This window comes from Pantoea sp. B270, assembly GCF_018726825.1.
GTDB classification, from domain to species: Bacteria; Pseudomonadota; Gammaproteobacteria; order Enterobacterales; family Enterobacteriaceae; genus Pantoea; species Pantoea dispersa.
The window spans coordinates 23878-49777 of sequence record NZ_JAHCSX010000005.1; the positions used below are offsets into that span (position 1 = coordinate 23878).

The 25900-nt window shown below is 50.4% G+C and carries 25 protein-coding genes and 1 pseudogene; 9 read left to right on the plus strand and 17 right to left on the minus strand.

Going from position 1 to position 25900, the window contains the following annotated elements; translation table 11 throughout:
• Positions 1–93: 93 nt before the first annotated feature.
• From KOL70_RS23150 to KOL70_RS23160, 3 genes are read right to left on the minus strand one after another with little or no spacing between them, the layout of a single operon-like run.
• On the minus strand, positions 94–849 hold the full coding sequence (locus tag KOL70_RS23150) for a site-specific integrase (protein ID WP_215481732.1): 756 nt from the start codon (positions 847–849) through the stop codon (positions 94–96).
• A gap of 26 nt (positions 850–875) precedes the next feature.
• Entirely contained in the window at positions 876–1541 is a 666-nt protein-coding gene (locus KOL70_RS23155) for a hypothetical protein (protein ID WP_215481733.1), read from the minus strand.
• A gap of 15 nt (positions 1542–1556) precedes the next feature.
• Positions 1557–1916, minus strand: a complete 360-nt coding sequence (locus KOL70_RS23160) for a hypothetical protein (RefSeq protein ID WP_371824689.1) — start codon at positions 1914–1916, stop codon at positions 1557–1559.
• 536 nt (positions 1917–2452) lie between these two features.
• Here KOL70_RS23160 and vapB (KOL70_RS23165) point away from each other — a divergent pair.
• Both vapB (KOL70_RS23165) and KOL70_RS23170 read left to right on the plus strand, forming a co-directional pair.
• Positions 2453–2683, plus strand: a complete 231-nt coding sequence (vapB, locus tag KOL70_RS23165; protein WP_063881285.1) for a type II toxin-antitoxin system VapB family antitoxin — start codon at positions 2453–2455, stop codon at positions 2681–2683.
• The gene (locus KOL70_RS23170) at positions 2680–3093 is read left to right on the plus strand and encodes a PIN domain-containing protein (protein ID WP_215481734.1); all 414 of its coding nucleotides are present in this window, start codon (positions 2680–2682) and stop codon (positions 3091–3093) included. The genes vapB (KOL70_RS23165) and KOL70_RS23170 overlap by 4 nt, the downstream gene beginning before the upstream one ends.
• A 466-nt stretch (positions 3094–3559) precedes the next feature.
• Here KOL70_RS23170 and KOL70_RS23720 read toward each other — a convergent pair whose 3' ends face one another.
• The 8 genes from KOL70_RS23720 to KOL70_RS23210 all read right to left on the minus strand — a co-directional run bounded on the left by KOL70_RS23720 (position 3560) and on the right by KOL70_RS23210 (position 11897).
• The gene (locus KOL70_RS23720; RefSeq protein WP_254185924.1) at positions 3560–3934 is read right to left on the minus strand and encodes a hypothetical protein; all 375 of its coding nucleotides are present in this window, start codon (positions 3932–3934) and stop codon (positions 3560–3562) included.
• 912 nt (positions 3935–4846) lie between these two features.
• The gene (locus tag KOL70_RS23180) at positions 4847–5716 is read right to left on the minus strand and encodes an N-acetylmuramoyl-L-alanine amidase (RefSeq protein ID WP_127835280.1); all 870 of its coding nucleotides are present in this window, start codon (positions 5714–5716) and stop codon (positions 4847–4849) included.
• Between the two features lie 17 nt (positions 5717–5733).
• Complete coding sequence (locus tag KOL70_RS23185; RefSeq protein ID WP_215481789.1) at positions 5734–6006, minus strand: helix-turn-helix transcriptional regulator; 273 nt, start codon at positions 6004–6006, stop codon at positions 5734–5736.
• A 101-nt stretch (positions 6007–6107) separates the two neighbouring features.
• On the minus strand, positions 6108–6845 hold the full coding sequence (locus KOL70_RS23190) for a molecular chaperone (RefSeq protein WP_127835160.1): 738 nt from the start codon (positions 6843–6845) through the stop codon (positions 6108–6110).
• Entirely contained in the window at positions 6845–8131 is a 1287-nt protein-coding gene (locus KOL70_RS23195; protein ID WP_215481735.1) for a fimbrial protein, read from the minus strand. The genes KOL70_RS23190 and KOL70_RS23195 overlap by 1 nt, the downstream gene beginning before the upstream one ends.
• A 9-nt stretch (positions 8132–8140) precedes the next feature.
• Positions 8141–10624, minus strand: a complete 2484-nt coding sequence (locus KOL70_RS23200) for a fimbria/pilus outer membrane usher protein (protein WP_215481736.1) — start codon at positions 10622–10624, stop codon at positions 8141–8143.
• Positions 10625–10642: 18 nt separating this feature from the next.
• Complete coding sequence (locus KOL70_RS23205; protein WP_127835163.1) at positions 10643–11314, minus strand: molecular chaperone; 672 nt, start codon at positions 11312–11314, stop codon at positions 10643–10645.
• Positions 11315–11354: 40 nt separating this feature from the next.
• On the minus strand, positions 11355–11897 hold the full coding sequence (locus KOL70_RS23210) for a fimbrial protein (protein ID WP_127835164.1): 543 nt from the start codon (positions 11895–11897) through the stop codon (positions 11355–11357).
• 427 nt (positions 11898–12324) lie between these two features.
• Between KOL70_RS23210 and KOL70_RS23215 the strand changes: the two genes are divergently transcribed.
• Positions 12325–13206, plus strand: coding sequence for a winged helix-turn-helix domain-containing protein (locus KOL70_RS23215; RefSeq protein ID WP_254185925.1), 882 nt, complete (start codon positions 12325–12327; stop codon positions 13204–13206).
• A complete protein-coding gene (locus KOL70_RS23220; RefSeq protein ID WP_215481738.1) occupies positions 13199–13657 on the plus strand; it encodes a FidL-like protein in 459 nt (152 codons plus the stop codon). The genes KOL70_RS23215 and KOL70_RS23220 overlap by 8 nt, the downstream gene beginning before the upstream one ends.
• A 70-nt stretch (positions 13658–13727) precedes the next feature.
• Here KOL70_RS23220 and KOL70_RS23225 read toward each other — a convergent pair whose 3' ends face one another.
• Positions 13728–15293: a sensor domain-containing diguanylate cyclase gene (locus tag KOL70_RS23225; RefSeq protein WP_215481739.1), complete on the minus strand. Its 1566-nt coding sequence runs from the start codon at positions 15291–15293 to the stop codon at positions 13728–13730.
• A 743-nt stretch (positions 15294–16036) separates the two neighbouring features.
• Here KOL70_RS23225 and vapB (KOL70_RS23230) point away from each other — a divergent pair.
• Both vapB (KOL70_RS23230) and KOL70_RS23235 read left to right on the plus strand, forming a co-directional pair.
• Positions 16037–16267 carry a type II toxin-antitoxin system VapB family antitoxin gene (gene vapB, locus KOL70_RS23230; protein WP_215481740.1) on the plus strand — a complete coding sequence of 77 codons (231 nt, stop codon included), beginning with the start codon at positions 16037–16039 and terminating at the stop codon, positions 16265–16267.
• Positions 16264–16680 (plus strand): PIN domain-containing protein, encoded by a 417-nt coding sequence (locus tag KOL70_RS23235; RefSeq protein WP_215481741.1) that lies wholly within the window; start codon positions 16264–16266, stop codon positions 16678–16680. Before vapB (KOL70_RS23230) ends, KOL70_RS23235 begins: the two co-directional genes overlap by 4 nt.
• Before the next feature lie 40 nt (positions 16681–16720).
• On the opposite strand, the gene KOL70_RS23240 is transcribed toward KOL70_RS23235, so the two are convergent.
• On the minus strand, positions 16721–17599 hold the full coding sequence (locus tag KOL70_RS23240) for a restriction endonuclease (protein ID WP_215481742.1): 879 nt from the start codon (positions 17597–17599) through the stop codon (positions 16721–16723).
• 294 nt (positions 17600–17893) lie between these two features.
• Here KOL70_RS23240 and KOL70_RS23245 point away from each other — a divergent pair, with 294 nt between their 5' ends.
• Positions 17894–18493: a hypothetical protein gene (locus KOL70_RS23245; protein ID WP_215481743.1), complete on the plus strand. Its 600-nt coding sequence runs from the start codon at positions 17894–17896 to the stop codon at positions 18491–18493.
• A 162-nt stretch (positions 18494–18655) separates the two neighbouring features.
• Complete coding sequence (locus tag KOL70_RS23250; RefSeq protein ID WP_215481744.1) at positions 18656–19696, plus strand: Abi family protein; 1041 nt, start codon at positions 18656–18658, stop codon at positions 19694–19696.
• Positions 19697–19730: 34 nt separating this feature from the next.
• Here KOL70_RS23250 and KOL70_RS23255 read toward each other — a convergent pair whose 3' ends face one another.
• Together KOL70_RS23255 and KOL70_RS23260 are read right to left on the minus strand one after the other, a co-directional pair.
• On the minus strand, positions 19731–20459 hold the full coding sequence (locus tag KOL70_RS23255; RefSeq protein ID WP_215481745.1) for a hypothetical protein: 729 nt from the start codon (positions 20457–20459) through the stop codon (positions 19731–19733).
• 102 nt (positions 20460–20561) lie between these two features.
• Positions 20562–23366, minus strand: a complete 2805-nt coding sequence (locus KOL70_RS23260; protein ID WP_215481746.1) for a TrlF family AAA-like ATPase — start codon at positions 23364–23366, stop codon at positions 20562–20564.
• Between the two features lie 206 nt (positions 23367–23572).
• On the opposite strand from KOL70_RS23260, the pseudogene KOL70_RS23725 reads away from it, so the two are divergent.
• Positions 23573–23748 (plus strand): annotated as a pseudogene (locus KOL70_RS23725) (ISNCY family transposase); the annotation flags it as partial.
• A gap of 85 nt (positions 23749–23833) precedes the next feature.
• On the opposite strand, the gene KOL70_RS23265 reads toward KOL70_RS23725, so the two are convergent.
• Together KOL70_RS23265 and KOL70_RS23270 are read right to left on the minus strand one after the other, a co-directional pair.
• The gene (locus KOL70_RS23265; RefSeq protein ID WP_254185926.1) at positions 23834–25150 is read right to left on the minus strand and encodes a DUF1173 family protein; all 1317 of its coding nucleotides are present in this window, start codon (positions 25148–25150) and stop codon (positions 23834–23836) included.
• Positions 25151–25296: 146 nt separating this feature from the next.
• The gene (locus tag KOL70_RS23270; protein ID WP_371824690.1) at positions 25297–25704 is read right to left on the minus strand and encodes a phospholipase D-like domain-containing protein; all 408 of its coding nucleotides are present in this window, start codon (positions 25702–25704) and stop codon (positions 25297–25299) included.
• Positions 25705–25900: the final 196 nt, after the last annotated feature.

Here is a 25900-nt window from a genome sequence, read left to right on the forward strand (position 1 = left end):
TGAGTAAAGACGCATATGAGTTTTGATTCAAATGATGTTCTGAAGATGCAGTCATCGATAAACGAAACACAAATTTACGTACCATACCCAGTGTCATCCTTTCCTCAGCATCGCCACAGCCTCATTGCCCGGCATCTGAAACTGCACCCGGTGCCGCGCCGCGACGTCCAGCGCAAACACTCTGGTGTAAATCTCCGTCGACTTGATACTTTTGTGCCCGAGCAGGCTTTGCAGCGCCTTGAGGGGCGTGCCGGCGTACAGCATGTGCATGGCATAGCTGTGCCGGAAGGTATGCAGGGTCACCGGAATGGAGAACGTCACGCCTTCTGTCGCCGCCTGGCTGACCGCTTCGTTCAGCCAGGTCCGCGCCGTCCTGTCGGTGATCTCCCACAGCCGTACCCGTTCAGTCCTGCCCGCGATTTCGCTGCGACGCTCCAGCGGAATGCGCAGGGTGGCGATCATCATCTCAAGCTGGTTAACGTACTGCGCGTCGGATAGCGGCACCAGGCGGTGGGGCACGGCCCCGGCGGGCAGGCGTCCGGCGCGGCGCTCCGCCTTTGCCTCGCGCTGCTTGAGCGTAGCCAGCTGCACGAAGGGGTACTGCTGGCGCAGCAGGAAGTCTCCCCGCGTTAGCGCCAGCGCCTCACTGATGCGCGCGCCGGTGTTCCACAGCGTGGTGAACAGCATCTTGCGGCGCAGGTCGGGCATGAAGTGGAGCAGGGCGCTGACCTCCGGTGCCAGGAGGTATTTCGGCAGGTCGTCGACCAGCGCGGCCATCTGCCGCAGCGCCAGCGCGGCCGGGTAGTCGATGGCCACCGGCAGCTGTGCGGCCCCTAGCTGCGGGAACATGGCGGGCAGGTTAATTGTATTGATATTCAGCTCCCGGCGGATTCTCTGTGACAGTAGGACGTGGGCTCCCCCCGGGTTTGCACCGTATAGGAAGGAAAATTCGTGATTTCTATATTACTGAATGGCGTAAAGATTTCGCCTGCAGGCAGACGCCGGCGGAATCCTTCCAGGACAGTCTTTTCACCCGCAGGGCCGACGGACGGCATCGATACCGACAAGCTGTCAGGAACGATGCGGGAATGGCTGCCTTTATCATCCATCCGCTCCAGCATTCTGAGCTTCAGCGTCAGGTCAGAACTGCTTTTTTTACCCGGAATGGTCCATGTCGATGAGACCTCATACACTGCGCTGTCCTGCTTCCTGTCAACCACGGTTCCCCGCATCTGCAGTATAGTCGGCTGGATCATTTTTCCGTCGCCCGGCAGATTCTTACTGCATACCATAACGGAGCCGGACGGATAGGCAGCGTTCAGGTGTATAACTTCATCCCGCGTCGCGGCATGCGTGGCAGGCACCACTCCTGCTGACGCAATGACTCCGGCAATCAGACCGGCAGCCAGGCGTCCCCGGATCCCTGCCCGCGGACTGCTCCCCCGGACGGTCAGCGGGTGAGCAACCGGAACCGTAATGCCGCGGACTATATCATCTGCCTTCACCATCGTTTTTTCTCCATTTCCTTTAAATCCCGCCATCCGGAACCGGTATCTTCAGCGGGCGCGATCGCCGTCGCGGCTCTGCCCCGGGAGGGCGGCCTGCGCCAGTATCCTGTCGCGGTGCGCGTCAAGCCGCTCCAGCCGGACGCCGGCGTCCCCGGCGTGCGTGATTTCCGGGCTGCCCGCGTCCCCCCTGAACCGCCAGCGCGGATGTATCCCCGGCAAAAGGCCGCCGCCGTCGCTGAGGGTGCAGATGACCCGCCCGCCGCCGGTGACGATCTCGAGCCGCACCTGCGCCGCCTGCCACGTGCTCCCGGCGATCCGCGTTTCCCTGAGCCAGAGTTCCCGCAGCCGGAACACGCCCCGCGTGAGGGCGGCAATGTCGTCCATCGTGTTACTGTCGATCAGATTCACTGTAATAAACCTTATTATTTCAAATGCAATAATCAATGCTACCTATGAAACCCTACGTGATAGTCACATTTCATACAGTAAAGTCCGGACGCATACCTCAGGTGATATTACCACCACGAAATTAACGGAAGGCGGCATCTGGTTGATCCGCTTTCTGTAGGATTTACCGCTTTTGCGGAAGCGTAGCACGCACCGCCGGCGGGGAAAAGCGCCATTTCCGCGGCCGCGTCCGCCCGGAGATCCCCATATATAGTGCCTAAAACAGCTGAAACAGCCACTACATGTAGTATTTAGCGCAGAAAGCCGCCACCAGGGAGAAAAGATCCGGTTCTGTCTTTTTTCGGATCTTCGATAAAAAGAGACAAATAAGAATATGTGATGCATATACATATGTCCTACATCTGCATATACTTAACAGATGCATATGCTTTACATCTGCATATACAGTGGATATGCTTTATCTATGCAGCGTTGTACTGCCACAAAAAATAGCCGGTATCGGCACAGTGTCGGAAATCCGACCGGAAGGAGTAACCATGAGAACCGTATCCATTTTTAAAAACGGCAACAATCGCGCCATTCGTCTTCCTCGTGACATGGATTTTGAAGGAGTGAGCGAACTCGAAATCATCCGGGAAGGGGACAACATCATCCTGCGTCCCGCCCGGCCGACCTGGAGCTCATACCTGGAACTCGAAAAGGCCGATCCAGACTTTATGGCAGAGCGCGAAGACGTTGTCAGCGACGAAGGACGATTTAACCTGTGAACACAACCTATATGCTGGATACCTGTATCTGCTCGTTCATCATGCGCGAGCAGCCGGAAGCCGTACTGAAGCGCCTGGAGCAGGCAGTGCTGCGCGGCCACCGCATCGTGGTGTCGGCCATCACCTACTCAGAGATGCGCTTCGGCGCCACCGGCCCGAAGGCCTTGCCGCGACACGCACTGCTGGTTGACGCGTTCTGCGCCCGGCTCGATGCCGTCCTGCCCTGGGATCGCGCCGCGGTGGATGCCACCACGGAGATTAAGGTCGCGCTGCGGCTGGCCGGGACGCCGATAGGCCCGAACGACACGGCGATCGCCGGGCACGCCATCGCTGCCGGTGCCGTGCTGGTGACGAATAATACGGGGGAGTTTGAGCGGGTACCGGGTCTGACACTGGAAGACTGGGTATGACAGGCGGCCCCCGTTTTCCACCGTTCCGGACAGGGGCCCGTCCCGCACTGTCTTCTGCGGATTGGGCTTCCTCGCGTGCGAGTCTGACAAGCACCACCACCTAAGAACTGGCCATGGCAACCCGCTTTCCACCATTCTGTAATGCCACGCCCGGCGCGGCGAGGCTGGCACGCGTTTCAGAAGCCTGAAGGCATATTTCTCAGGGAAAGTGGCCAGTCACCCGGCCATACATATCTGTCTTTCAGGATCCCGGCACTGTATCCAAGGCAGACACGAACCGGATAATCTGGATAAATACGATCCATTTCATCCATCAGCTACTGCGCGTTCTCACTGCGGCGTAGTTCCTTCACAAAATCGTTGATGTACTGTCGCGTATAACTGATGGCAGAAGAGTGGAGTGTCATTGCACTGGAAGAGTGTGCAATCCATACGTGACAGTCGGTGAATACCAGATCAGAAGCAATCAGCGTCCGGCTGGCCGGGATCCATAAGGGCGCAATGTCAGTACAGTCTCCGGCCACAAAACCGAGGATCTGAATTGTTTCACCTTCCAGCAGGATTTTATCTTAAGTCCATTTTTTTCAAAAGAAAATTTAATATTCACACCGTTATGTCCAGGAACCGTTTTTCCCCAGTACTGAATTTTGAAGTCATACACCTCAATGATACCTGAAGATACTTTTTTATAAGCAATCACTCTGGCGTCAGGATACTTCTGCTTGTTCACTTCCATACCCAGATAATGATCGCGGTGAAGATGAGTAATATAGATAAATATAATATTACGGTCGAGCCCAATCAGTTCGGCCACTAACCAGTATGCATTCTCTATCGTCATAAATGACTGTTGACGTGATACCGAAACCGTTACAATTATGGCTGCTCAAAAAACCTTTTTTCTGAGTGAAATTTTTACTAACCCTGACAGTAATGGTCTTAAATATGTATAACGCCCGTTTCCTGATACTGTAAAAAAGAGTTCTGAAAGGAATTCAGTACCAATTAAGGAATCCGGACACGCGAAAAAACTATCTTTCAGACAACAATGATAAAACACCTCAGAAAAGGCTTTTTGAAAGACTTTCTAACAAATTTCATCTGGCAGTAATATATATTCTCAGTTCCGGAGCAGGCCGTTTCAATCAGATATTGAAATGTAATGACGGTATCTCACAAAAATGCTTTACCGTACTCTAAAGAACCTTGAAGAGAATGGCATGGTAATGCATAGCGTCTATGGAGAAAAAGTCCCGTAGAAATGGTTTTCAGCATTACGGATTCTGGCTCTTCACTGATTAAAATTCTGGAGCCGCTCATTACCTGGTCGGGAGAGAACGTCAGCAAAGTCAGTAAGTACCGGCTGATTTACGTGACTAAATAAGGCGAAGATAAAAGCGGTGATTTTAAATAACAACGAAATCTGCGGCACTGGATTTTTTACGATGTAATCAGCATCATCATTAAAACACAAGCACTATAACAGGAATTTAATATCAAACTGTAATTCCAGCCTTCATTTTTAAAAAGGTAAGCATACCTCACTTACCTAATCTTTAATCTTTAAGCCAGACGGAACGCAGAAGCATATTCCGGGAACAGAACACACAGATATCGGGAGTAGTATTTTCCGTGAATGACTTTTACTTTCAGCTGGTTACTGACCATCAGAAAGACGGTCAGGCTTCTCTGAAGTGCGCGCATCCTGCTGCCCGTGATCCGGAAGAAAAACGGCTGGCTGACACTCTGCCTTTCAGACAGAAGTAGCACGGTACTGCTCATTGAGCGCCTGTGCAATCGCCTCGGTTTCTGCATCGGGTGTGCCGTCAGTGTTTTCCGGCCTGAAATGCATCTGAAATGCGCTGATGGTTTTTCGGGTGTCTTCATCCAGGAAGCCGCTGAGCGGGATCTGATCGTAACCGTATCGCTTAAGCAACGTCTGGACGCTCAGGACATCCGCAGGGGCATTCATTGCACGTCCGGCCAGATACTTTTGCACACGTTGTGGCTCAGGCCAGGCTCCCACACCCTGAGCCGCAAGCGCCTTCCACGGGAAAAGTCTGCCTGGATCCTGTTTACGTAGTGGTGCGATGTCACTGTGGCCGAGCACGTTATCCGGCGTGATGCCATAGCGCCGGATGATCTCTTTGGCCAAGGCTGTCAGGGCGCTAATCTGCTGCTCACGGTAAGGATACCAGGTCTTTTGTCCCAGCATATCTTCCGTGAAACCGGGATTCACGATTTCAATGCCCACCGAGGAGTCATTCAGGTTGATCCGCCCGTTCCAGTTGCTTACACCGGCGTGCCAGGCCCGCCTGTTTTCACTGACCAGCCTGTAGACGACAGGTTTGTCTGTGCGGCTGTCTGTCTGATCTGAAATCAGATAGTGTGCGCTGACGTTCTCGCCGGTAAGCAGTTTCAGCGAAGTGGCCTCGTCGACTGCCGTGTAATGAAAGACCAGGAAACGTATCCGTTCGTTTTGTGCTGCTGAGGATTGGGTCTTGTCCAGCAAATAATCCTTCATGCTGACGCGTTGAGATGTTTGCGTACTGCAGCCTGTAAGTACGCTGAAACAGAACCAGAAGGTGAGGATTAATTTAATTCCTTTACCGTAAACTGACATGCGAAGTCCTTTATCCATTAATTCCGGGAGGCAGGGGTTCTGCGACGCAGAATAGCGGATTCCGCGCGCCCCCCTTGATAATTCTTTCTGTTTTCTAAAAACCAGATAATAAATTCATTGTTGTTTACCACCCCAATTTTTTTCATTACTCTCCTTTTGTGATAGCTGACTGATTTCTCGGGTATCCCGGACCATTCGGCAATCTCCTTCATTGTCATGCCGGTCATAAAGAACCAGGTCACTGCAACTTCCCTCTCTGTGAATGACAGACAGCGCTGAGCATTATCCATAAACTTCACGGATCCTCCATTTTTAAATTAATTAAATAATCATATGAGCCCCGGCGCCAGAGCAGGTTGACAGCCAGAAAGCAGACATTTATTTTTAAATTTTAATTAAGCACCTTCATAAATCTGGCATTTTTCCCGACATCATCAACGATGGTGTATTCAACAGGCGTCTTTTTACTGTTTACAGCTTCTGATAATTTAAAGCGCTTATGACTGAAAGGTGCAATCAACCGATCCATGCCAAGTGTTACTGGCTGCCCGGCGCCAGGCGAATTTACCTTTACCGAAACAGGCGTAATGTAATACGGTGTAGGATTAGTTATTTCCAGTATTCTTCCTCCGTCCGTTAAACGTAACCCTATGGATTCACCAGTAGTGTTAATATTCATGGCTTCTTTGAATGGCCGGTAAATAATCTTCAGCTGCGAGTTTAATCCGACCTCTATTTTATTTATATGGTGCGATTGCTTAGTTTGCTTGACGCCCGGTATTTCATAGAGGTTGATCCAGAAGACGGACTCACGGTCTGTTGGTAATTCACTGATTTTTTCCGTGGGCAGTATCTTCAGGTTTAAAACCTTACCCGGTGCCATCCGGGTCACCGCCGGAATGACCACAAAAGGATAGTTTTTTTCTTTGTTCATATCACCTGTAGCACCGTCATCAATCCAGCTCTGAAGAAGCACCGGCGCTTGTCCGTCATTGTTGACGATGAGCAGGCGCCTGTCGCTGTCGGTACTGCTAAACAGCACCCTGTCCTGCAAAGGAACAACCGTTGCGTGGACCCCGAGTGAAATAAACATGAAGACAACGCTGAAAAGGTGAACCATGTGTCTCATCACCAGTACCTCACATTAATATAGGCTGTCGCGTCAACCTGACCGGGTATGACTGGTTTAGACGGGTCAATGATGCCGTAAAATGCGAAATACTGTGACGTAATATCTACCTGATTATTGCCATTGTTAGAACGGGAGACAACCCCATCGAGTGGAGAAAACCATCCGACTCCCAGATCCTTATATGCGTTGGTTAAAAACCCGACTTCCTTACCCGCAACAGATAAGCCGATGCCAACATTAGAAGCATAGCCGTCCAGCCCGTCATTATCCGATAATGTATAACGCGACCAATCAACCCCATTCCCCGGTACGGGATGGTTTGTACTGAATGCCACCGATATTTTATCGGCCCCCGCCCCCGCGAACCTGTCAATAAGCTGAGCAATGGCTGCTCCTCCACACCTGTAAGTGACATTAAAGTTAGCGCCTTTTTCTACGCCGGCCTTCAGTTCACTGAGAGTGACCGGAGGAAGAGTTACAGGATTGGTGTAGTTGAAAACACGGCATCCCCATAGTGTCTGTGTGAAGGAATTATCCGCGGCGTAGTGCATCCCAAAGCCAATCCAGTTACTGGCGCTGAAGCCACCCCAGTTGGTATTGCTGTCGGTGCCGGGCTTGATGTTTCGGGTGTCATTCCAGCCGGGACCGACAAAAACCGTATAACCATTTGGCTGGGAACACGTGTAGCCTATCCCATTCGCAGTATCATCGGCGGGGCCGTTACATCCCCAGTGTGCGATCGGATCACCGCCCCTGAGCGTCGCAGGCAGACGGTAAATTTCTGCCGTCACGCTACTGAAGTCGCTGGCATAAAAGTTAAGTTTATTACCTTCTCTGTGTCCTCGAATGGGCGAACTCTGCCAGTACCTTGAAAATACTTTTCCATCAGTATCCCGGATGAGCTTTATGCCAATAAAGGGGAAAAAGGTCTGATAGACGCTGTCACCCGCGCTGATGTTGCCGCCGACGTTACTGTCTCCGTTGGTGGCAAAATACTCATAGGTCTGTCCCTCATCGGCAAGATCGCAGGTATATAACAACGTATCCGGCCCCTGTCTTGCCTGAAACGCCTGGGCCTGCCCCACGCTCACATTTGTGACGCCTATCAGGCCGGCTGGCATGAATTCTGCCGGGGTAAGTTTTATGGTACCGTAGCTGAGAGGCACACCTCCCTGAGCATCCCCCCCCGGGGAGCCGTGCTCGACAGATTGACATCTTGCCAGGGCTGATGATGTAAAGAACATCGCCATCAGCAAGGAAAAAATAGTTACATGCTTTTTCATGTTCTGACCTTATTCACAGAGTGCAGTGACATAATTGAGGGCCTTTACGGGCGTCGCATTCACTGGCGCATAGTGGATAACACACTGTTCATCCTGTGCGCTGCCCCAGCGGGCGCTCAGCGCCTCACGGTTTTCCAGCCGCAGATAGGTATTCCCCGCCTGACTGACCGTTGCAACACTATTGCCACTGGAGTCAAAGATATCTGCTCCCAGGGGAACGTAGCTGCCATCCCGGCGTTTCAGCTGCATCATGACCGGTATTCCCTGACGGGTTTTGAAGACCACCCGGTTGACTGAACCTGCATAGGGGGTAACCACTTGATGACTGTCGATAATATCCACATCAGCGGACTTCCCCTCCGGTGCATCAAGGTTGACGTTGTTACGTCTGTACGGCATCAGCGAAGGAACGATGGCGTAACCTGAACTGTCAATTTTAATATTCTGGCCGTTCAGCACCGTCGCACCCTCAGCTCCTTTGGCTTCTACGATGGCAAAGGTGTCGCTTACGGTATGGCCCAGGGTGATACCGCCGCTGTGAACGGCGACCGCGCCACTGACAGAACCCGATGCCTGCCAGCTGCCCGTGGATTTTGAGACCGTTCCGCTTACGTTGGCTTTTGGCAAAACTGTGGCCAGATTAAGACCCGTACCACTGCCCGTTCTGTCCCGACTGTAATTGACGCCCCACTGGGTATTATTATTCCTGCCTGCGCTGCCAGACAGCGATGTCTGATAGCTGCCTTCATTGTTGCTGTTAATGTATGAGGTACTGAGCGTGGTATTCCGAGTATCCCGTCCGAGAGGCACGGAAAAGTTAAGGGCAAACTGGGTATCTTTGGAATACTCCTTGTAACGGTCATTATCACGTGCCCCCCATCTTTGCGCATCTGATACGCGGGTGCGGTACTGTCTGGAAATGCTGAAATCCATGTGAATGCCGTAGGGCAGCGCCGTGGTGTATCCGAGCTGGTAAGACGTGTCTTTGTTCCGTCCGTCATAGTAATTCTGTGAAGAACCCGAAACATAGATGCTCCCCAGCCCGTCCAGCGGCTGACTGACGTTCACCTGAATGCGATTTTTTTGCATGAACGTCCCCCCCTCAACCGACGACAGCGGGGTGTCGTAATTATTCAGCGCGACAATGTCCTGGAGATCCCTGTACCCCTTCGTGGAATACCGGTAGCCAGCAAAACTGATCGTGGTTCCGGTTGGCCCCAGCGTCTTACTGTACTGAGTGTTTACCATCCATCCCTGCGTGGTACTGCCATTTCTCAGCCTGGCATTTGACCAGGTTGCGGAGCCCCCGAAGGCTCCGAGCGATGATGAGTAAACGGCCCCACCGTTGACAGCCTGGTAACCGCGACCAATACGTAACCCACTGTTGGCCGTCGTCGTATTGGAAACACCGTAATTAACAGATAGTTCAGAAAACTGATTATCGCGGGAATAGTCGCGAATTTCCCCGGCAGAAAATGCATAGTCCAGTCGACCCGGGCGGACCGAACCCGGCAACGTAGAATAAGGTACTGAATATTCGGTTGTACTGCCGTCACTTTCCGTGACCCTGACACTCAGGTCACCGCCGTAGAATGCGGGTGCAAGGTCATCAATGCTAAAGGCGCCCGGTGGTACAGTCGTCTCATAAATCTTGTTTTTCTTCTGAAAAACCTCGACTTTCGCGTTAGTTCGCGCCGTCCCTTTTACAGTGGGGGCGTAGGCGACAAGCGAGGGGGGTAGCATGCGGTTGTCCGTCTTCAGGCTTAATCCCGTGAAACTAAGCCCGCTGAAAGTATCTGATCCCGAGCTGAGCTGTCCGAGCGACAGTTCACTTCTCAGCGCGGGTAAACCGCGTCTCACATACAGGCGCGATGAATTCCACCGTGAACCGTAACGGTTACGACTGAAATTGCCCTGCTGCCGGAACTGCCACTTGCCTGCATTAAAGCCGCTGTTGAGTCCAAGGTATGTTGAGCTCAGCACGCTTCCATAGGCGCTGTGCGACTCATACTGGTTTACCGTATAGTTTGAGAATAAAACGCTACTGCCCGCCTCAAACTCACTCGCCGGAATATAGTCATCCGGTCGTGTTTCCAGCAAAGACTGTGGAACGGCAATATCGACCCTCAGAGAGGAGAGATCAAGCCCAACTTTTGACTGGGGCAGGACTGATTCCAGGAAATATTTTTTATCCCCGTCAAGAGCCTCAGGCTTTTTTTTCAGGGGCATGCCGTTTATAAAATCGCCTGTAAATAACGGAACTAAGTTTTTACCTTTCATTTTAAAAAGTAGCGTTCTTTTAGAGTACAGCTTGTTATTCACATAAACAGAAACCTCATACTCTCCCGGTTTATAAAAAGCATTTCCATCTGATAAAGCAGCAACGCCCGTCAGGCCACTTGCTTTCAGCATGGCGGGGCTGAATTCGTATTCTTCCGCATGTAAAAGAAAGGGGCAGAAAGAAAAAATGAAAAGTAATATCTTAATATTCATTTCACTGAAATCATTAGTTTATTTATCGGTGATCAGGAAATTTACTGGTGTACCGTAATCATTGATCATTACCGCATGAAGCGGACCTCTTACAGAACCACTTTTAATATCTTTAGAGAAAGAATCACCAGGCTTCAGGGTCAGATTTTTCGCAATTATCAGTTTTCCATTGTTGATATCTCTGATGGAAAGAACATTCGGGCTCTGATTGCTGATGGATAACCTTCCATTCTGAATATGGTATGACACTTTAGTTTCTTCTTTTGCAGAAAACGCATTAATTGACTCAGGTCTGTAGATAATTTTCAAGCGGCTTTTGATGATAATGTTTAAATGGTTATCGTCATTTTCACTTTTTTTGGCACCAGGGATCTGAGTGAAATTAAGGTAAAAAAGTGACTCTTTATCCTCTGGAAGAGATGAATGCAACAATCTTATTTTTACCGTCTGCCCCCCTTTTTCTTTAATTTTGAATACAGGTGGCATGGCAATAAAATCAGGGTCCCCGGCATTATCGGATTCAACCTGTACGATGAAAGGGTTATCGCTGGTATTATCGAATGTAACGGTTTTCTCCATGCTGCCTTCCATGACGATCCGCGAAGCATTCAGCACAACGGCAGCCTGCGACAACCCACTGATAAAGAATAATGAAAGCAACATCGTCTTCATAAATGATATAATTTTCATGATATTTTCCGACCCCGCGAATATTCGCGGGGCACTTTAATTAAAGGTAATTAATGGCGTACTGAACTGATGCCTCGACATTACCGGCTGTGGCCGCACCAGTGGCAATATACTGCGCGGTAAACTGTGCTTCTGCACTGTCAGTACCTGATAGCAGTGAAAACGCTTTTGACGTAGCCTGGCCAGACGATAAATTGATGGCGTGACTGTCTGGATCCAGTAACTGAATAGCCACGTTAGTCGCAGGGGATGTGGTGGCAATATTTTTCAGGTTGCCAGAAGCATCAACATTATTAGATACAAAGTTGATTTTGATATCCTCCCCAGCGGTTCCCGGATTCGCACATCCTGTCAGCTTCATGCTGAAAGTTGTTGGAGTTGAAGTATTACCCGCCGCAGTAAGGTCACTGACTTTTGCGGCCTGCAGAAGGATAACAGGCGCTGCAGAAGTTGAGTCATTGACGCTGATATTACATGTCTGAGCCGACACACTTCCTTTGAAACGAATGCTGTTTTGCTGTGCTGCAAATGCACTGCTTGCAGTCAAAGCAACAATCATCGTGACTAGAGTTTTCTTAAACATTTTTTCTCCTTTAAGGTTCATAAAAAACTGATTACTGTTTTAGCCGAATAACCAGCCAGCTTAATTACCTGCATTACTGTTAATACCGAAGTATCACTTTCATACCGGCACATTAAAATTTCACCGGCATGTTAGACACTGAGGGGTAAAAAAGCACCTTTGAATATCTCTAAATATATTTCATCTTATATTAGTTCTAGTTTGTTATTTTTTTTAATGAAAATCAATGATTTATGTTTTAAATTTCTTTTTTTAAACATAGTAGGAGAGTGGCCTAACATCGAAAAAAATATGAATTATATCATTTAAATTGATTCATACAGTTTTAAGTATTATGATCATCTTTTTACAGAAAAATCTTAAAGAATTTTTATTCCTTATATTTATTGTGGGTTTATGGTTTTCTTTCGCGTCACTGGAGAATATCTTGAGCAGAAAAATCACTCTCAACGAGTTTCTGATTTTCGAACCGGAAAAAAAAAGAATAACCGGCAGGGGAAGACCTGTGATTATCAGTGCATCGGCATCACTGTGCCTGGAGCTGATGATTGAGAACGCAGGTCAGCTGATCACACATCAGCAATTTTACGATTTTGTATGGCGTCGTTTCGGAACAGAGCCTGCGCCGACGGCCCTCTATCAGAATATATCAGCCCTGAGGCGAGCGCTGAATAAAGCCGGTCTCCAGGAGGATATTATCCGGACTATGCCCAGGAAAGGGTTTATTCTGTCACCTAAAACGACTATATCCAGAGAAATTACTTCTGCTCCGGCTTCCGTTCAGGTGCAGGCAGAGAGTGTTCAGGCTGTCAGGTCCGATGAGAACAGCAACTTTGTGAATACAGAAAATCCTCTTAAGAAGACAATATCTGAAGAAAAGCCCAATGTTATACACTCCGCCAGGAAGCGACTCACACATTCTTTTTTTATCAAAGGCATCCGTTTCTGGTCGGCCTTATCCTTTAAAGAATCTATGGCAATAATCTCATTCACGCTTATGCTGTTTGTTATTGTTTATTTTTTCTCTCTCAGAACGGGCATGGATGATGAAAATGCATTATTCAGTTACAGCACAGATTACAAAGGCTGTAAAATTTTCAGTAAATCGGACGCATTACTAAGCACTGAAAATGTTCTAAAAAAAGTAGATCAGCTTAAAATAAATTGCAGAACTGCACCTTATATCTATCTTACTGCTTATGAAAACGCTGACAGACTGTCATATTTCAGCTGTCAGCATCCCCTTGATAGCAGTCTTCGAGCAAACTGTCGCTCTTTCTACTATGTGAAAAATTTCAACGATGAATAAGATAATTTATCCTGTTTCGCTGTTTTTTTTGTTCTATCTTTTTTGTCCTGTAAAACGTCAGGGTGGGCACGTTATTACGTGTAAAGCCAGCGTCTCTTATTTCTGGAATGAAGAGCGGCTTGACCTGCGCATCTCGCAGGACCTTGATGGTGGAAAAGGGTTTCTCTCAGTGTCAGGCATTGTTTATAACAGTGATAAAACTAAATCCTATCTGGACAAGACAATCTCATTTTCATACAGACAAAATAAAGATTTTTATTATTTTCAGTCTGAGATCATCATGAACTCGCCACAAATGACGATGAGTGTCAGCGAGCAGAAGAAGTGGTTGCCTGAATTTTTTATCAATCGTGACGCGGCAATGTTGCTGAAGATAAAACCCTATGGCAAAAATGCTTGGTTATTTTATTCTGCAACCAGTCCGCTTTTTGTTTGCGAAAACATTCGCTGACGGCCTTCACTTGCTCGAACCCACCTTTGCGGCACAATTCTGAGAACTGAATACGTCATTAAAATCCGGTTCAGGGTGACTGAACTACTCCTGAAGTCATCACCCTGTTCCGGCCTTCATGCTTTGCGCTATATAGAAGTTGATCGGCTACAGACAGGGCTTTTTCCATATCTGTATCATCGTGTTGAAGGCCGCAGACGCCTGCTGAAACTGTGATGTGGCCCGCTATGGGGAACCGGATACCGGCTATGGTTTGACGAATACGCTCAGCAACAGACGTAGCTTCAGTCAGCGTTGTATATGGAAAAAAAATAACAAACTCTTCACCACCAAACCGGCAGATAATATCCTGCGTGCGGCATCCTTTTTTCAAAAAACCGGAGACGGCGACCAGTACCTCGTCACCAACGTCATGTCCGTAACGATCGTTAACATGTTTGAAATGATCAATATCAAAAACAGCAACGCAGTGGGGCCCCGGATGACCAACAAAATGGGCCGTGAGTTGTTCAAAACCACGTCGGTTGTGCAGTTTCGTCAGGTGGTCAGTCAACGCCTCATCGCGTAACAGTGAAAACGTTTTGTTGATGGTCTTTGTATACATCAGAAATGCTTTTTTTAGCCTGTCTGCTTCTCTGTACCAGGTTTTTACCTCTCCGATCTTTCCGGTTAATCGCTCTGTGGTACCAGTGCCAGTCAAGCGGGCCAGCTTTTCAAGGGGCTGTGAAATACGGGCAGAGATATACATGCTCGCGCTTACCAGCAGAAGTGCCAGCACCAGCCCATAAAGAATGACATCACGGAAAACATGGTCAAGGACATTGCTGGTGACGTCCGGCGAAACGCAAACAAAGACATGCCAGTTTGTTTTGACAACATCGGAATACCCCAGCAGACAGCGCTGCTGATTTAATGTCGTTTTTAGCGACCCGTATCTGTGCCGTTTAAGCTGCGCTGAGAGATCGGAACTCAAGTTGAGAGTTTGCCCGGTCAGCGATTCATCGGTTGAATAAACGACTTCACCGATGTCTGACACAATACTGACGACCGTTTTATCAGCATAGAAATGTTCACTTAAAAGACGGCTCAGCATACTCTCTTTTTTCAGATAGATTGAGCCAGCCAGATAGCCCAGATATTTTCCCGTGGACGAATGTAAAGGGGCTGACAAAAATACGAGGTAATTTCCTGTATAAGGCGTGAGGGGTTCCGAAACGAAAGGGCCTTTTTTTACGGCCTGTAACTGCTCAGGGGCAACATTCAGCGAAGCACCGGATGGAATAAAGTTTAAGGGTGAAGTAATTATCACCTGCCCCTCAGGAGAAAGAACGAGCACCGAACCGAACATGTCTGACTGCAGGCGCAGCCTGTCGGTTTCATACCGCAACGCCTGAGAATCCGAGAAACTGGTGATTTGACTGGCGCTGAAAGCCAACTCCTGCTGCGCAGTACGGAATAAATTATCAGCACTGTCAGCCAGTTTACGGGCATAAGCAGTGTTGGATTCAAGGATTCGCTCTTCAGTAAAAATTTTGAGCACAAAGACAGTTATTGTGACAAGCAGTATTGCTGTTATCAGTATGCAACTTAAAGAAAGAAGACACAGCAGACTCTTCAGTGGCGGCTTGTTCAGCATGGCGTGTACCTGAGTGACCTTTTGTTTTTACGGCCGGAAGATGTTTTGACAGCCAGTTATCAAGATAGGGTCGCTTTAGCAATAAGTAAATCAGTTATTCCATTTGTATCCAGGAATGACACAACAACGGTATTTTCCAGGAATTATGTCGGGTATTCATTTACTCGTCTCAGGCCCTTGAGGCAGACAAACAACATTTCCTCTTTCAACCGAACTTTTAACTAAACGCCGCACTCCTGCCATTATACCACTTCATTAAGTAGCAGTACCGGACGTAACGATCACAGACTGACGACATGAGTTAAGCCTATGTCATTGCTTTCAGGCTTTCCGAAATCTTCAAAAGATGTTTAAGAAGAATGAAATTTTCAATTAACCGGTTGATTTATAATAATAAAAACTAAAATATAAAAATCGCTAACTGCTGCCGGATCATGGCGATTGCAAAGTTATCCGGAACGTACGAACTCCTCTATTACAGAAATATCAAACAAAAACACATATGAATCAACACTAAACTCTGTTTCCGGTTCTAGCCTTTTCCGGATCACTGCGTAAGAAGTAAAAAATACCGGGCACATACTTAGCATATCCCTCAGATATGCATATACAAACCATCTGCATATTTACAGCATATACATATCCTATGTATATGCATATACTTAACCTGTTCAGACCCATTGTGGCTAAAAAAGAGGCCGGTAACGGCACAGCGTCGGAATTTCGACCGGAAGGAGTAAACCATGCGAACTGTATCTGTGTTTAAAAATGGCAATAACCGCGCCATCCGCCTGCCCCGCGATCTGGATTTTGAGGGGGTGAGTGAGCTGGAAATCGTCCGGGAAGGGGACAGCATCATCCTGCGTCCCGTCCGGCCGACCTGGGGCTCATCCCTGGAGTTCGAAAAAGCCGATCCGGATTTTATGGCGGAGCGCGAGGACGTTGTCAGCGACGAAGGACGATTTGACCTGTGAAAAAAACGTATATGCTGGACACTAATATCTGCTCATTCATCATGCGCGAGCAGCCGGAGACCGTGATAAAACGCCTGGAGCAGGTGGTGCTGCGCGGTCATCGTATTGTGGTCTCGGCCGTGACCTACGCCGAGATGCGCTTCGGCGCCACCGGCCCGAAGGCCTCGCCTCGCCACATGCAGCTGGTTGACGCGTTCTGCGCCCGCCTTGATGCCGTCCTGCCCTGGGACCGTGCCGCGGTGGATGCGACCACGGAGATTAAAGTTTCGCTGCGGCTGGCCGGGACACCGATCGGTCCGAACGACACTGCGATCGCCGGGCACGCCATTGCCGCCGGCGCCGTGCTGGTGACGAATAATACGCGGGAGTTTGAGCGGGTACCGGGTCTGACGCTGGAAGACTGGGTGAAGTAAACCACTCTCTTCAGGGTAATATCCTGAATTATCCGGCAGGTTATTTCGGCGTGCCGGGTATTTTGTCTTTAAGGGTGTAGAGCCTGTCAAATTCTGCATAAGGCTCCCCTGTTTCAGCCGCATGCCGGAGCTTAGCTTCCAGCAGATCAGGCAGAGAGATACCGTGACTGAGTGAATGATAAAGATCATAACCACTGACACAAATCACCCGTTTTCCTTTCCCGAAGGCCATCAGACATTCATCACTAAACCCCATCCAGCTGATGAACACGCCCCGGGCCCATTTTGCCTTGGTGCTGAGTTTTCCTTCAAATACGTGCAAATCTGCCGCCGGCGTTTTGTTCTGATGACACTTCGCTTCCATCAGGTAAAAGTCATCATTCAGCCGGAAGCTGCCGTCAATCTGCTCACCCGTGTTACGAAATGACGATCGGGGGGCGAGCTTAAAGGTACTGAAAAGTTCTGCAAGCCATGCTTCAAACCGGAAACCCCGCGGATGTGGCGGCAGGGATTTCATTTCATTCATTTCGGCTATCAGTGAAGGCCAGTCAACACCGTGCCATACCTGAACAGGCCTGTCGCCTTTGGCTGTATCAGCATCCGTATTTTCCAGCCGTGAAGTCAGTGCGAGCCAGTCGTTGCGGCTTTGTTCGGCCTGCTCAGGCATGGTCTCCATTTTATACCGCCACAGAGCATCAAGAACCCGCAGGGCGGTTTCACGATCGACCTGTTTCAGCAAACATCTTACCCGTTTGGCTTTTGAGGTTCCTTCTTCCTGATAACGTTCATCATCAATATCAATGTTCAGCTCTTCATCAAAAAAAGCCGACAGCGTGCGGTTGGAGAAATCGAGTATCCAGCCCGGAGCGCTTTCAAAGACGAGATTAAACAGTCTCAGATCCTGCATTTTCAGCTTCACGCCAGCCTCCTGTTTTTTAAGAGTATAACGGGATGTCAATGCAGTACTGAGTCAATACCGTACATCAATTTCGCATGTTCCGACTTTGCATTTTTCCGGATCCGGCCGGATGCGGAGACAGATAAGCAGGCCGAGCGGGAAAGGAATTGGCGAGTTTCAGGCCGTTTGGCGTGTTTTACGTAAAACTGCATCAAACACTCCAAATTGCATCACAATTAACCTTATGACTTTTTTATGTTGCATTGCCATTTACCTGATGCAATTATGGTCCCGTCAACATACCGGAGCCAGAACATGCCTGACAGCATCAGACCCAAGAAAAAACCACTCCCACCGCTTCTGCCGCCGCCCTCCACGATCACGGTCCGCAATGTTCCACATGACATTGACGCGGCAATTTCGGCGCAGGCGAAGCTCGCGGGCAAGTCCAAGAGTGATTACGTGCAGGAATTCCTGACGGCGCACTTCGGCGACCTGATCGGCAACTTCATCCGCACCAGCGAGCTGGTCGCGCTGATGGACAAGGACGTTGCCCGCATGCTGGAGGCCTCGCTGAGCGATTACTGGTTTGATGCGGCCCAGACCCTGGCCGAGAACCGCGCCTGGTGCCGCATCCTTGGTCTGAGCAGCGAGGAGCAGCTTCATACAATAATGCGCAAGGGCTCGCCACATCTTGAGGTCAGGCTGCGTCAGTGGCGTGACGTGAATGTTGTGCCCTACGGGGTTTCTCTGCTGTTCTGCCTGTTTGCCGAGGCGGCCAGGCGGGATCTGCCGGAGCTGCAGAAGCTTCATCAGGCGCTGTTCTTCGCCATCAGTGAGGACGAATTCCTGGATCAGATTGACGAGATGCGCGCCGACATGCGGCTGGATCCTGTGGAAAGATCGCTTATCTGAGCGACAAAACGAGAAAAGCCACCCCGAGGGGTGGCTTTTCCGGACTGCTATTGTCGCGTGAGACCTCCGAAGAGGCGACTCCGCCTTGATGGATTTATTACGCCACAGACTGACGCTGACGTCAATTATTTTAACCCCCCTAGCGGCAAGAGAACGTAAAGCATGAGCCTGGAAAATTACATATCAGCTGAGCGACTGGACATATATGAAAAGCATCTCAAGGTAGAATCCGGACAGGTCATGGCCGCCTACTACTGGAATAAAGCTCTTGCCGGCGCCATGCTGCCCGCGCTCCAATGTCTGGAAGTTACCCTCCGTAACGCCATCGATAAGGCGGTTCAGTCCGGACCCGTTCCGGGTGCAGCAGGGCTGTGGCTAACCGATCACAACTGGATTTTTAGCCTGCCGCGTTATATGGGTAAAAAGGCATATCCCAAGCTCTGGAAGCGGTACAAAATGGCAAAGAAGTCCGCCGACCGGCAGGATGCGCAGGGAGTCATGCTGGATCAGTACGGACACCGGATCATTGCACGTAAGGTTCGTGAAGAAACGCTGGTAGATCAGGCACGCGATATTATCGTAGCAGAGGGTAAGACCATCACCCCGGCGCGGGTGATTTCCGGGCTCAGCTTCGGCTTCTGGACAACGCTACTCGGCACCAAATATGAGGACGTGAACAGTAAGTCTCTGCTGTGGCCGAATCTGGAAGCTGCCGTTTTCCCGCATGCCCCACCAGGTTTTGGGATGCCTGAAGTCAGGAAAGCTTTTCACCGCGTTCGTGCATTACGTAACCGCCTTTCGCATCACGAAGCCCTGTGGAAATTTCATTATGACGATCCGGCTACAGGACAGCCGGACTACTCTAATCCGGTATATGGCGCTCAGGCCAGCTGCAGTCTTCTGCGAAAACACTATGATGATATCATTGAAATGACTGGCTGGATGAGTCCGGCTCGCGCCACTAATTTTCTCAGTCACGGCGCAGACAGGCGGTTTCGCGCACTGTGTTCGGTTGACGGGCTGCACGCCTTTATAGATCCCGGCAAGCTAAGTAAGACGCTCAGTCTGTCTGATGACACGCCTGCTGACGCGCTTATAGAAGCGCTGGCAGAGCCCGAATACACCCTGCTCATAAGGCCAGACGGCAGTTTTCAGGTCGTAACGGGCGCAGACATCCCGGCCACCGGATATCCCGGAACCTGAACTCTGAACCGTATATCAGAATGGTGCTCCATCATCAGGGAAGCTCTTCAACCTGAACGATGTCTTCCGGTGGAACTGCGATGCCTTTTCTGTCAATTCCCCAGTTTGCACAGCTGTCTGGCGGGAGGTTACGTACTGACGTATAAGCGTAAGCGAGAGCTGCCTCGATGCATCGCTGGCTGTCGGCCGGCGGGGCGATAAACCATATCATGCGAGGTTTTAATACAGCGAGATAGTGCTGCATAAGATCTGCTCCGTGCTCTTCCCGATAGGCATTGCAGACGTCCTCGACCAGCTCCGGCATCGTTGAATAATTATTATGCATTGTCTCCTCATTGTTCAGCTGAACTTCCCTGACGAGAGAGCCATAAGGCCCCCAGTGAGTGGCATTTCTGTGGCGAAGCTGAAACATGCTGTCAGGCACACCGCTTCCCGCCCAGGCACTTATCCGCGCACGCACCGTGCTATCAGGCGCGTGCTCAGCCAGCATCCGGATCACGGCCTCAGCCGAGTGATTCAGGGGAAAAATGCCTTCATTAAACCGGTTAGCCGCTGCGGTGCGGGTCCCGTGAAACCAGTACGCTGAAGCCACTTCATCTGGCTGACCGAGCCTGCTGCAGATATGTTCATAAAAAAACTGGTTTGCTGAAATCATGATATCCGGGTCAGAGGCAAAGGCCACCTCAACATCAATACCCAAAAGCTCTTTCTGCAGCTCCGAAACCGGGCAGCGAAATCCTTCACTGAGAGATTGCAGAGCCATGCCTCTACCTGAACAATTCAGTACAAAACTCAAAATGATCCCCTTATCTACGGTTTAGCTTATCAGCACCTTTTTAAATTGATTTCAGTTTGATTTGTATCGTTAAAGGCCGTACTTACGCTCTCTCTCTTTAAAGGCCTGAATCCCGCCTTCCAGAATTTCACAGACGTGCTCCCTTATTCCCTGGTCATTCAGGCGGCCGGAATTTCCCAAGGAAGCAAAGGAGCATTCCAGGGAGCCGGTGAAATATTCAAACCGGTATTCATTATTTTCAATACCGGATCGCTGCCCGCTCTGGTTGGAGACAATAACGCATTCCGCATCCGTCCCTACGACAAGATTGGCATTGTGTGTCACCATGATGATCTGACGGTCGGCCTTTCGCAGCCTTACGAAGTCATTCAGCTGTGAATAGATGGTCCGGTTGTCGAGGTTATCCTCAGGCTGGTCTATAAGGATTGGGTGCTGGGAATTGCTCAGGTGGAGGATCAGGTTAAGTAGAACCAATCCCCGCTTGCCTGGTGACATCTGTATGATGTCGTCGTTCCGGTAATGGACAGAAAAATCAATTAGGAAACAGTCATCGAAAAGATAACCCAGAATATCTGAATCTTCGATTCCCTTTCTCACCGAAGGATTACCGGCGCTGCTTTTGAACCGTTCATGAACACCTGCAATAGTCTTTGCATGGCCGGATACGTCAAATATGTATTCTCCTTTTGCATTGACCAGCTCGCCAAGCAGAGCGTTCATATTTCCTCGCCGGTCAAAGCAGCCTGTAAATCGCTCAAACTTTTCTGTGTTAAGCGATATGCTGGCAGAAATACTGATTTCGCCTGCAGGATGATATTCCGGTTTGCTGAGTTCCTCCGTATAAGTCTGGTACAGGCCAGCCAGAGTCGCATATTCAGCGTGCAACTGACTTTTTGTGTCATTACCTTCCTGGGTAATGGACCGGCGACGCTCGGAAAGCTGTTGCAGGTTTCTGAGCTTTTCTTTCTCTTTTTCCAGCGCGCCCAGCGCTGCTTTTAACGTCTCCTGGTCAGTAATTTTGACGGACAGGGGAAGCAGCCTCTGCTGTTTTACTGCGCCTTCTTTATCAATTCTTTCCAGCAGCGACGGACTGTTGCCGAAACGATTTTCCTGATCAGCGATAAAATTAACGACTGCCGACGTCAGGCTGGCTTCAAGCTTACGGAGGCTTTTTTCCAAAAAAGTAGAGTTCTCAGGCAACGGGAAATCGATCCTGATCTGATCTGACAGGCTCAGGAATGTACTTCGGGCATACCGGTTGAGGCTCTCTGTAAGACTGTCGTTGGCCCGGTCAAGATCCGTTAATGTACTCCTGCGGGCCTGAAGGCAATCAGCGCGGGTTCTGAGCGCCATGTATAGCGCTTCTTCTTCTGGTGAAAAAGACGCCTGTTTTCTCAGCAGAGCTATTTTCTGTTCCTGGCGCTGGATCTCTTCACTTACTGCCTTTTCCGTGCCGTACTGTTCCATTTCCTTGATGCATTCGCTGTATTTTTTCCTCAGCTCGGAAAGGTAATCAATTCTGGCAGTTATGGTCTTTAAAGACGCCTCACGCTGCGCCGCATTTTCCGTAGCAAAAGCTCTGAAGGTATCATTTTGAAAAAGAATATCCTCGACCAGCTGATTAAGCTGATGCCGACCGCTGCTTTCAGCAAGGTGGTTAATATAAAGCTGTGGGATGTACGTGACGGGGCGGCTGTCTTCGCCATGCAACGAGCTGACTTCGCCATTTCCCCATGTCACCTCCACGTCAATGTTATTGAGCTCATCATAGACCGCCTGTTTAGTCAGTCGTATCTTTTCACTGACCTCACTGCTGTTGATGGCACGCGCCATGTGGTACAGCAGCAGGGATTTACCGGATGATTTTCCGCCGATGATCGCATTTAAATCGGGGCTGAAATGCACCGGCTGACCTGAGAACAGAAGCTTACCGCTGCGATCGGTAAAGCGGACGTGCTCAATGTATTGATAAGGCGTTTTGATATTGGGGGATGTTTTCTGAATTTTGACGCGGCTGTGATCGTACAGTATCTGTTTTAATCCAGCGAAGGTCGGATCGGCCTTAATCCAGCAGAACCGATCGTGGTCGGGACGAAAAATTTTCGCCAGTTCGTGAGCATCCGAACCATGCAGGCAGGGAAGCAGTTTGCCGTATTTGGCGATAACGTCAGCCTTGCTGTCGCTGCCCAATCCCTGAAAATAGTCACGATCCTGCGGATTACCGGAAAAAATCGCATCTATCAAGCGATACATATTCTGCCGCACCGCGAGCAAGCCGCTGTCGCGAAGCCCGGAAATACCGTCCCCTGAGCTGTTTGACGCAACAATTACAACGTTCTCCCGCAGCCAGGTTTCATTACGCAGCCATGACTCAAACTGTTCAAAAGAGGGCTTGAACTGATTGATGCCCTCACGCAGATTCTTCTCCGCAGAGGATGGGCCCGCGACAGCAATGCCCAGATCGGCCAGTTGCTGGTCACTACAGGAATAATTCTGCTCTTCGTAACGGAACGTAAGCCGGGCCAGCGCATTTCTGATTTTGGAGACGTGATCGGCGGCCGCAGGGTTAATGATAAGGTGGATATTGACGCCTTTATCCTTCTGCGTTTCCGGGGTAATGCGAAATTCGATATTGGGAAAAATCGCCTCAATATTAGAAATCCTGCCCTTCTCACGGTATGCAAGTAACTTTTCATAACCCGTAATAGTACAGTAATCAGTGACACCGATGACGGCAACCTCGTCACCGAAGGCTTCAATTGCCGAAAGATAGGCCTCCCAGTCACCGCCATACAGATTTTGCAGCGATGACTGAGGAGTATGTACGTGTAAATCCCATTTGCGCCACTCTGAACCTTTCGGGAAAACCTTCACTGTCACCTCCATTTAACATGCGTCAGGAATGCGCAGCCGGCCATTGATAACCGGCACGCCAGGAAATAATTCATAACGTATTCTTAACGTCATGCATTTACAAGCTGCTAGAAATGGCATATTTGATTCTGAATGACAGCGGACAAACGATGCGTGCCTTTTTAATTAAATGATCGTCTAAATGCATTCATGCTCTACCGGCATTCAAGCGGCTGTCATCAAAACAGATACAACTGGGTGAACAGCGCGGTATTCAGCAAGGCAAGATAGAGGGGGAGCGCGAGGCCACCCTGAAAATTGCCTGCAGAATGGAATTGACAGACATTTTGTACTGAAGATGACCGGTCTGTCTGAAAACGATCTCGCGGACCCGGGGCATTAGTCAGGCCCCTCCGGGCAGCACAGGTGCCCGGTGAAGACCTGTCTCTGTTCGTATTTATGCTCTGCTTCATAAGAAGCCAGCATAATTATCTTACCGGAAAAGCCGGCATTTTTTCCCCTTCCGGATCCTCTGATGCCTCCCACTGCCACCACCGCCCGGCACCATATTCACTGTCGTAAAAGACCGTTTTTTCCCGCTTGCGCTGGAGGTAATCCGGAGTGTTCATGCCGAAGACTTCCATCGGTAGCACTTCCGTTCCCGGCACATCGGTCAGCACGAAGTCCGGAAACACGTCCTCTTCGCCGTCGTAGCGCAGCGGCTTGATGAACGCGCGCTTTTTCTCCCACAGGCGTACCTCGACCATTCCCTCATAGCGGGAATCCAGCGGAATGTAGCGCGGACTGACGGTCATCAGCGCCGCGTCGATAACCCTGCAGCTGCTTCGCGGCACGTTACGGCCATCTTTGCGTATAAAGGTGGTCTCCGGCGGCTCGGTTTCACAGATGAGCATCGTCCGGGCGCCGCGGCGCCAGTCTCCGAGCTCCCGCGAAAAGCTCCGTGCGAGCCGGTCCCTGACGTCGTCAGGCAACGCCAGCGAGGGAAAGCCGGCAAACAGCCCCAGCGGCAGCGTATGCTGCAGCCGTTCTTCCGCGGCATCGCTCCAGGCAGCCAACTGCGAAAAAAAAATCAGGCGGCGGGAGGCGCTGCCGGCGTCCTTCGCAGTCTGCCGGTTCTGCGCAGCCTGCGGCGAATCCTTCATGGCCATCAGCATCAGCGACTGCTGCAGCGGGATCCGGCCGATGCGGATGCGCGCGGCAGTCTCATTCAGGCGCCAGCTCACCCAGCCCGGCGAGCGTTTCTTTTTATCGAATGCAGGATGCCAGACGTTGATGCCGGACTGCTCCCAGAGCAGGTGCAGCAGCCCCAGCAGGCGCATCGAGGGCTGCCGGCGCCGCCTCCCCGGTCCGGCACCGGCCGGAGGCGCATCATGGGTTTTATCAGGAACGTCTTTCTTCTGCAGGCCGGTGGGCAGGCGGACTACAAGCCGGCCATCCGCCGCCGCTCTGACCACGTCGGGCGCATAGATGGCGGCCTGTCGCTCATCCGGCCAGACGGAGTAAAAACGGCAGTCTGGCGCGTGTTCGTGCCCGGAGAAGGCCCATGAGGCGAGCCAGCACTGGTCCGTTTTCTGTGACAGATGCACTTTCAGGCGCCGGCGCTGCGCGTCTTCCTCCGGGGGATGGCACAGGCAGGTGACCACCGTGGTGGCTTTGTTGTCACGCGCGTGCTTCAGCCAGCGCTGCCACTGCTCCGGCTCAGCGCTACGGAAATCCGCACCGCATTCCCGTGAGCCCCGCAGCCCGGTGAACCGGACCGGATACGTTTTCTTTGCCGCCATCATAACCCCCTTTCCGTAAAGAACGCTGAATATGCGACCTGCGTGATTTTAATTCAGGCCGGCTGCCGGGCAGATTACCGGTGAGGATTCATTCCACAACCGGTTAAATTCAGCCTGATACTGGCGGGCAATATCAGGTTCGTCTTTAATCACCAGCGCGTTCTCCGCATTTCTTTTTCAGCAGAAGACGTGTAATTAAATGAGCCGGTTTCCACCGCACTGCCGTCGGCCACAATAAACTTGTTGTGCATAATGCTGTACATACCGTTGAGGCGCACGTCCACGCCAGCGCACGCGAGCTGGCTGACAAGAGACCAGCGGTCCCGGCTTTTCTTTTCATCGGCGACCAGCCGGACCTTAACGCCCCGCGCAACGGCCGCTGACAGCGCCTGCGCCAACGGCCGGCTGGTGAAATCCCAGGCCGCCACGTCGGCGCTCTGACGCGCGCTGCCGGTGAACTGCAGTATCAGATCCAGCGCCGAGCCCCCGGGCGAAAAGCCGGCCGTTACGGAGGCCTCCGCGCCGTGAATAACGGGAAGGGTCAGTAATGCCGTCATGATTAAAGCCTGTCTTTTCATTATCTCTCACCACCATAAAATAATGTTGACAGATTTTACCACCTGAAAGTTATTAATATAAACATGATAATATGAATCCATTATAAATATTAATTCAGGGCTGAAGATATTCCGTAATCTGACGATAACAGTTACGTGTCAGGGAGCAGATAATATGAATACATTTCACGAATTA

Coding starts and splice junctions, on each gene's coding strand:
- vapB (WP_063881285.1), top strand. CDS start 2,453: ATGAGAACCGTATCCATTTTTAAAAACGGCAACAATCGCGCCATTCGT.
- KOL70_RS23185 (WP_215481789.1), bottom strand. CDS start 6,006: ATGGATAATGCTCAGCGCTGTCTGTCATTCACAGAGAGGGAAGTTGCA.
- vapB (WP_215481740.1), top strand. CDS start 16,037: ATGCGAACTGTATCTGTGTTTAAAAATGGCAATAACCGCGCCATCCGC.
- KOL70_RS23225 (WP_215481739.1), bottom strand. CDS start 15,293: ATGCTGAACAAGCCGCCACTGAAGAGTCTGCTGTGTCTTCTTTCTTTA.
- KOL70_RS23720 (WP_254185924.1), bottom strand. CDS start 3,934: ATGACGATAGAGAATGCATACTGGTTAGTGGCCGAACTGATTGGGCTC.
- KOL70_RS23155 (WP_215481733.1), bottom strand. CDS start 1,541: ATGGCGGGATTTAAAGGAAATGGAGAAAAAACGATGGTGAAGGCAGAT.
- KOL70_RS23190 (WP_127835160.1), bottom strand. CDS start 6,845: ATGAGACACATGGTTCACCTTTTCAGCGTTGTCTTCATGTTTATTTCA.
- KOL70_RS23265 (WP_254185926.1), bottom strand. CDS start 25,150: ATGATGGCGGCAAAGAAAACGTATCCGGTCCGGTTCACCGGGCTGCGG.
- KOL70_RS23195 (WP_215481735.1), bottom strand. CDS start 8,131: ATGAAAAAGCATGTAACTATTTTTTCCTTGCTGATGGCGATGTTCTTT.
- KOL70_RS23210 (WP_127835164.1), bottom strand. CDS start 11,897: ATGTTTAAGAAAACTCTAGTCACGATGATTGTTGCTTTGACTGCAAGC.
- KOL70_RS23270 (WP_371824690.1), bottom strand. CDS start 25,704: ATGACGGCATTACTGACCCTTCCCGTTATTCACGGCGCGGAGGCCTCC.
- KOL70_RS23200 (WP_215481736.1), bottom strand. CDS start 10,624: ATGAATATTAAGATATTACTTTTCATTTTTTCTTTCTGCCCCTTTCTT.
- KOL70_RS23150 (WP_215481732.1), bottom strand. CDS start 849: ATGTTCCCGCAGCTAGGGGCCGCACAGCTGCCGGTGGCCATCGACTAC.
- KOL70_RS23220 (WP_215481738.1), top strand. CDS start 13,199: ATGAATAAGATAATTTATCCTGTTTCGCTGTTTTTTTTGTTCTATCTT.
- KOL70_RS23255 (WP_215481745.1), bottom strand. CDS start 20,459: ATGGCTCTGCAATCTCTCAGTGAAGGATTTCGCTGCCCGGTTTCGGAG.
- KOL70_RS23205 (WP_127835163.1), bottom strand. CDS start 11,314: ATGAAAATTATATCATTTATGAAGACGATGTTGCTTTCATTATTCTTT.
- KOL70_RS23245 (WP_215481743.1), top strand. CDS start 17,894: ATGCCTGACAGCATCAGACCCAAGAAAAAACCACTCCCACCGCTTCTG.
- KOL70_RS23180 (WP_127835280.1), bottom strand. CDS start 5,716: ATGTCAGTTTACGGTAAAGGAATTAAATTAATCCTCACCTTCTGGTTC.
- KOL70_RS23250 (WP_215481744.1), top strand. CDS start 18,656: ATGAGCCTGGAAAATTACATATCAGCTGAGCGACTGGACATATATGAA.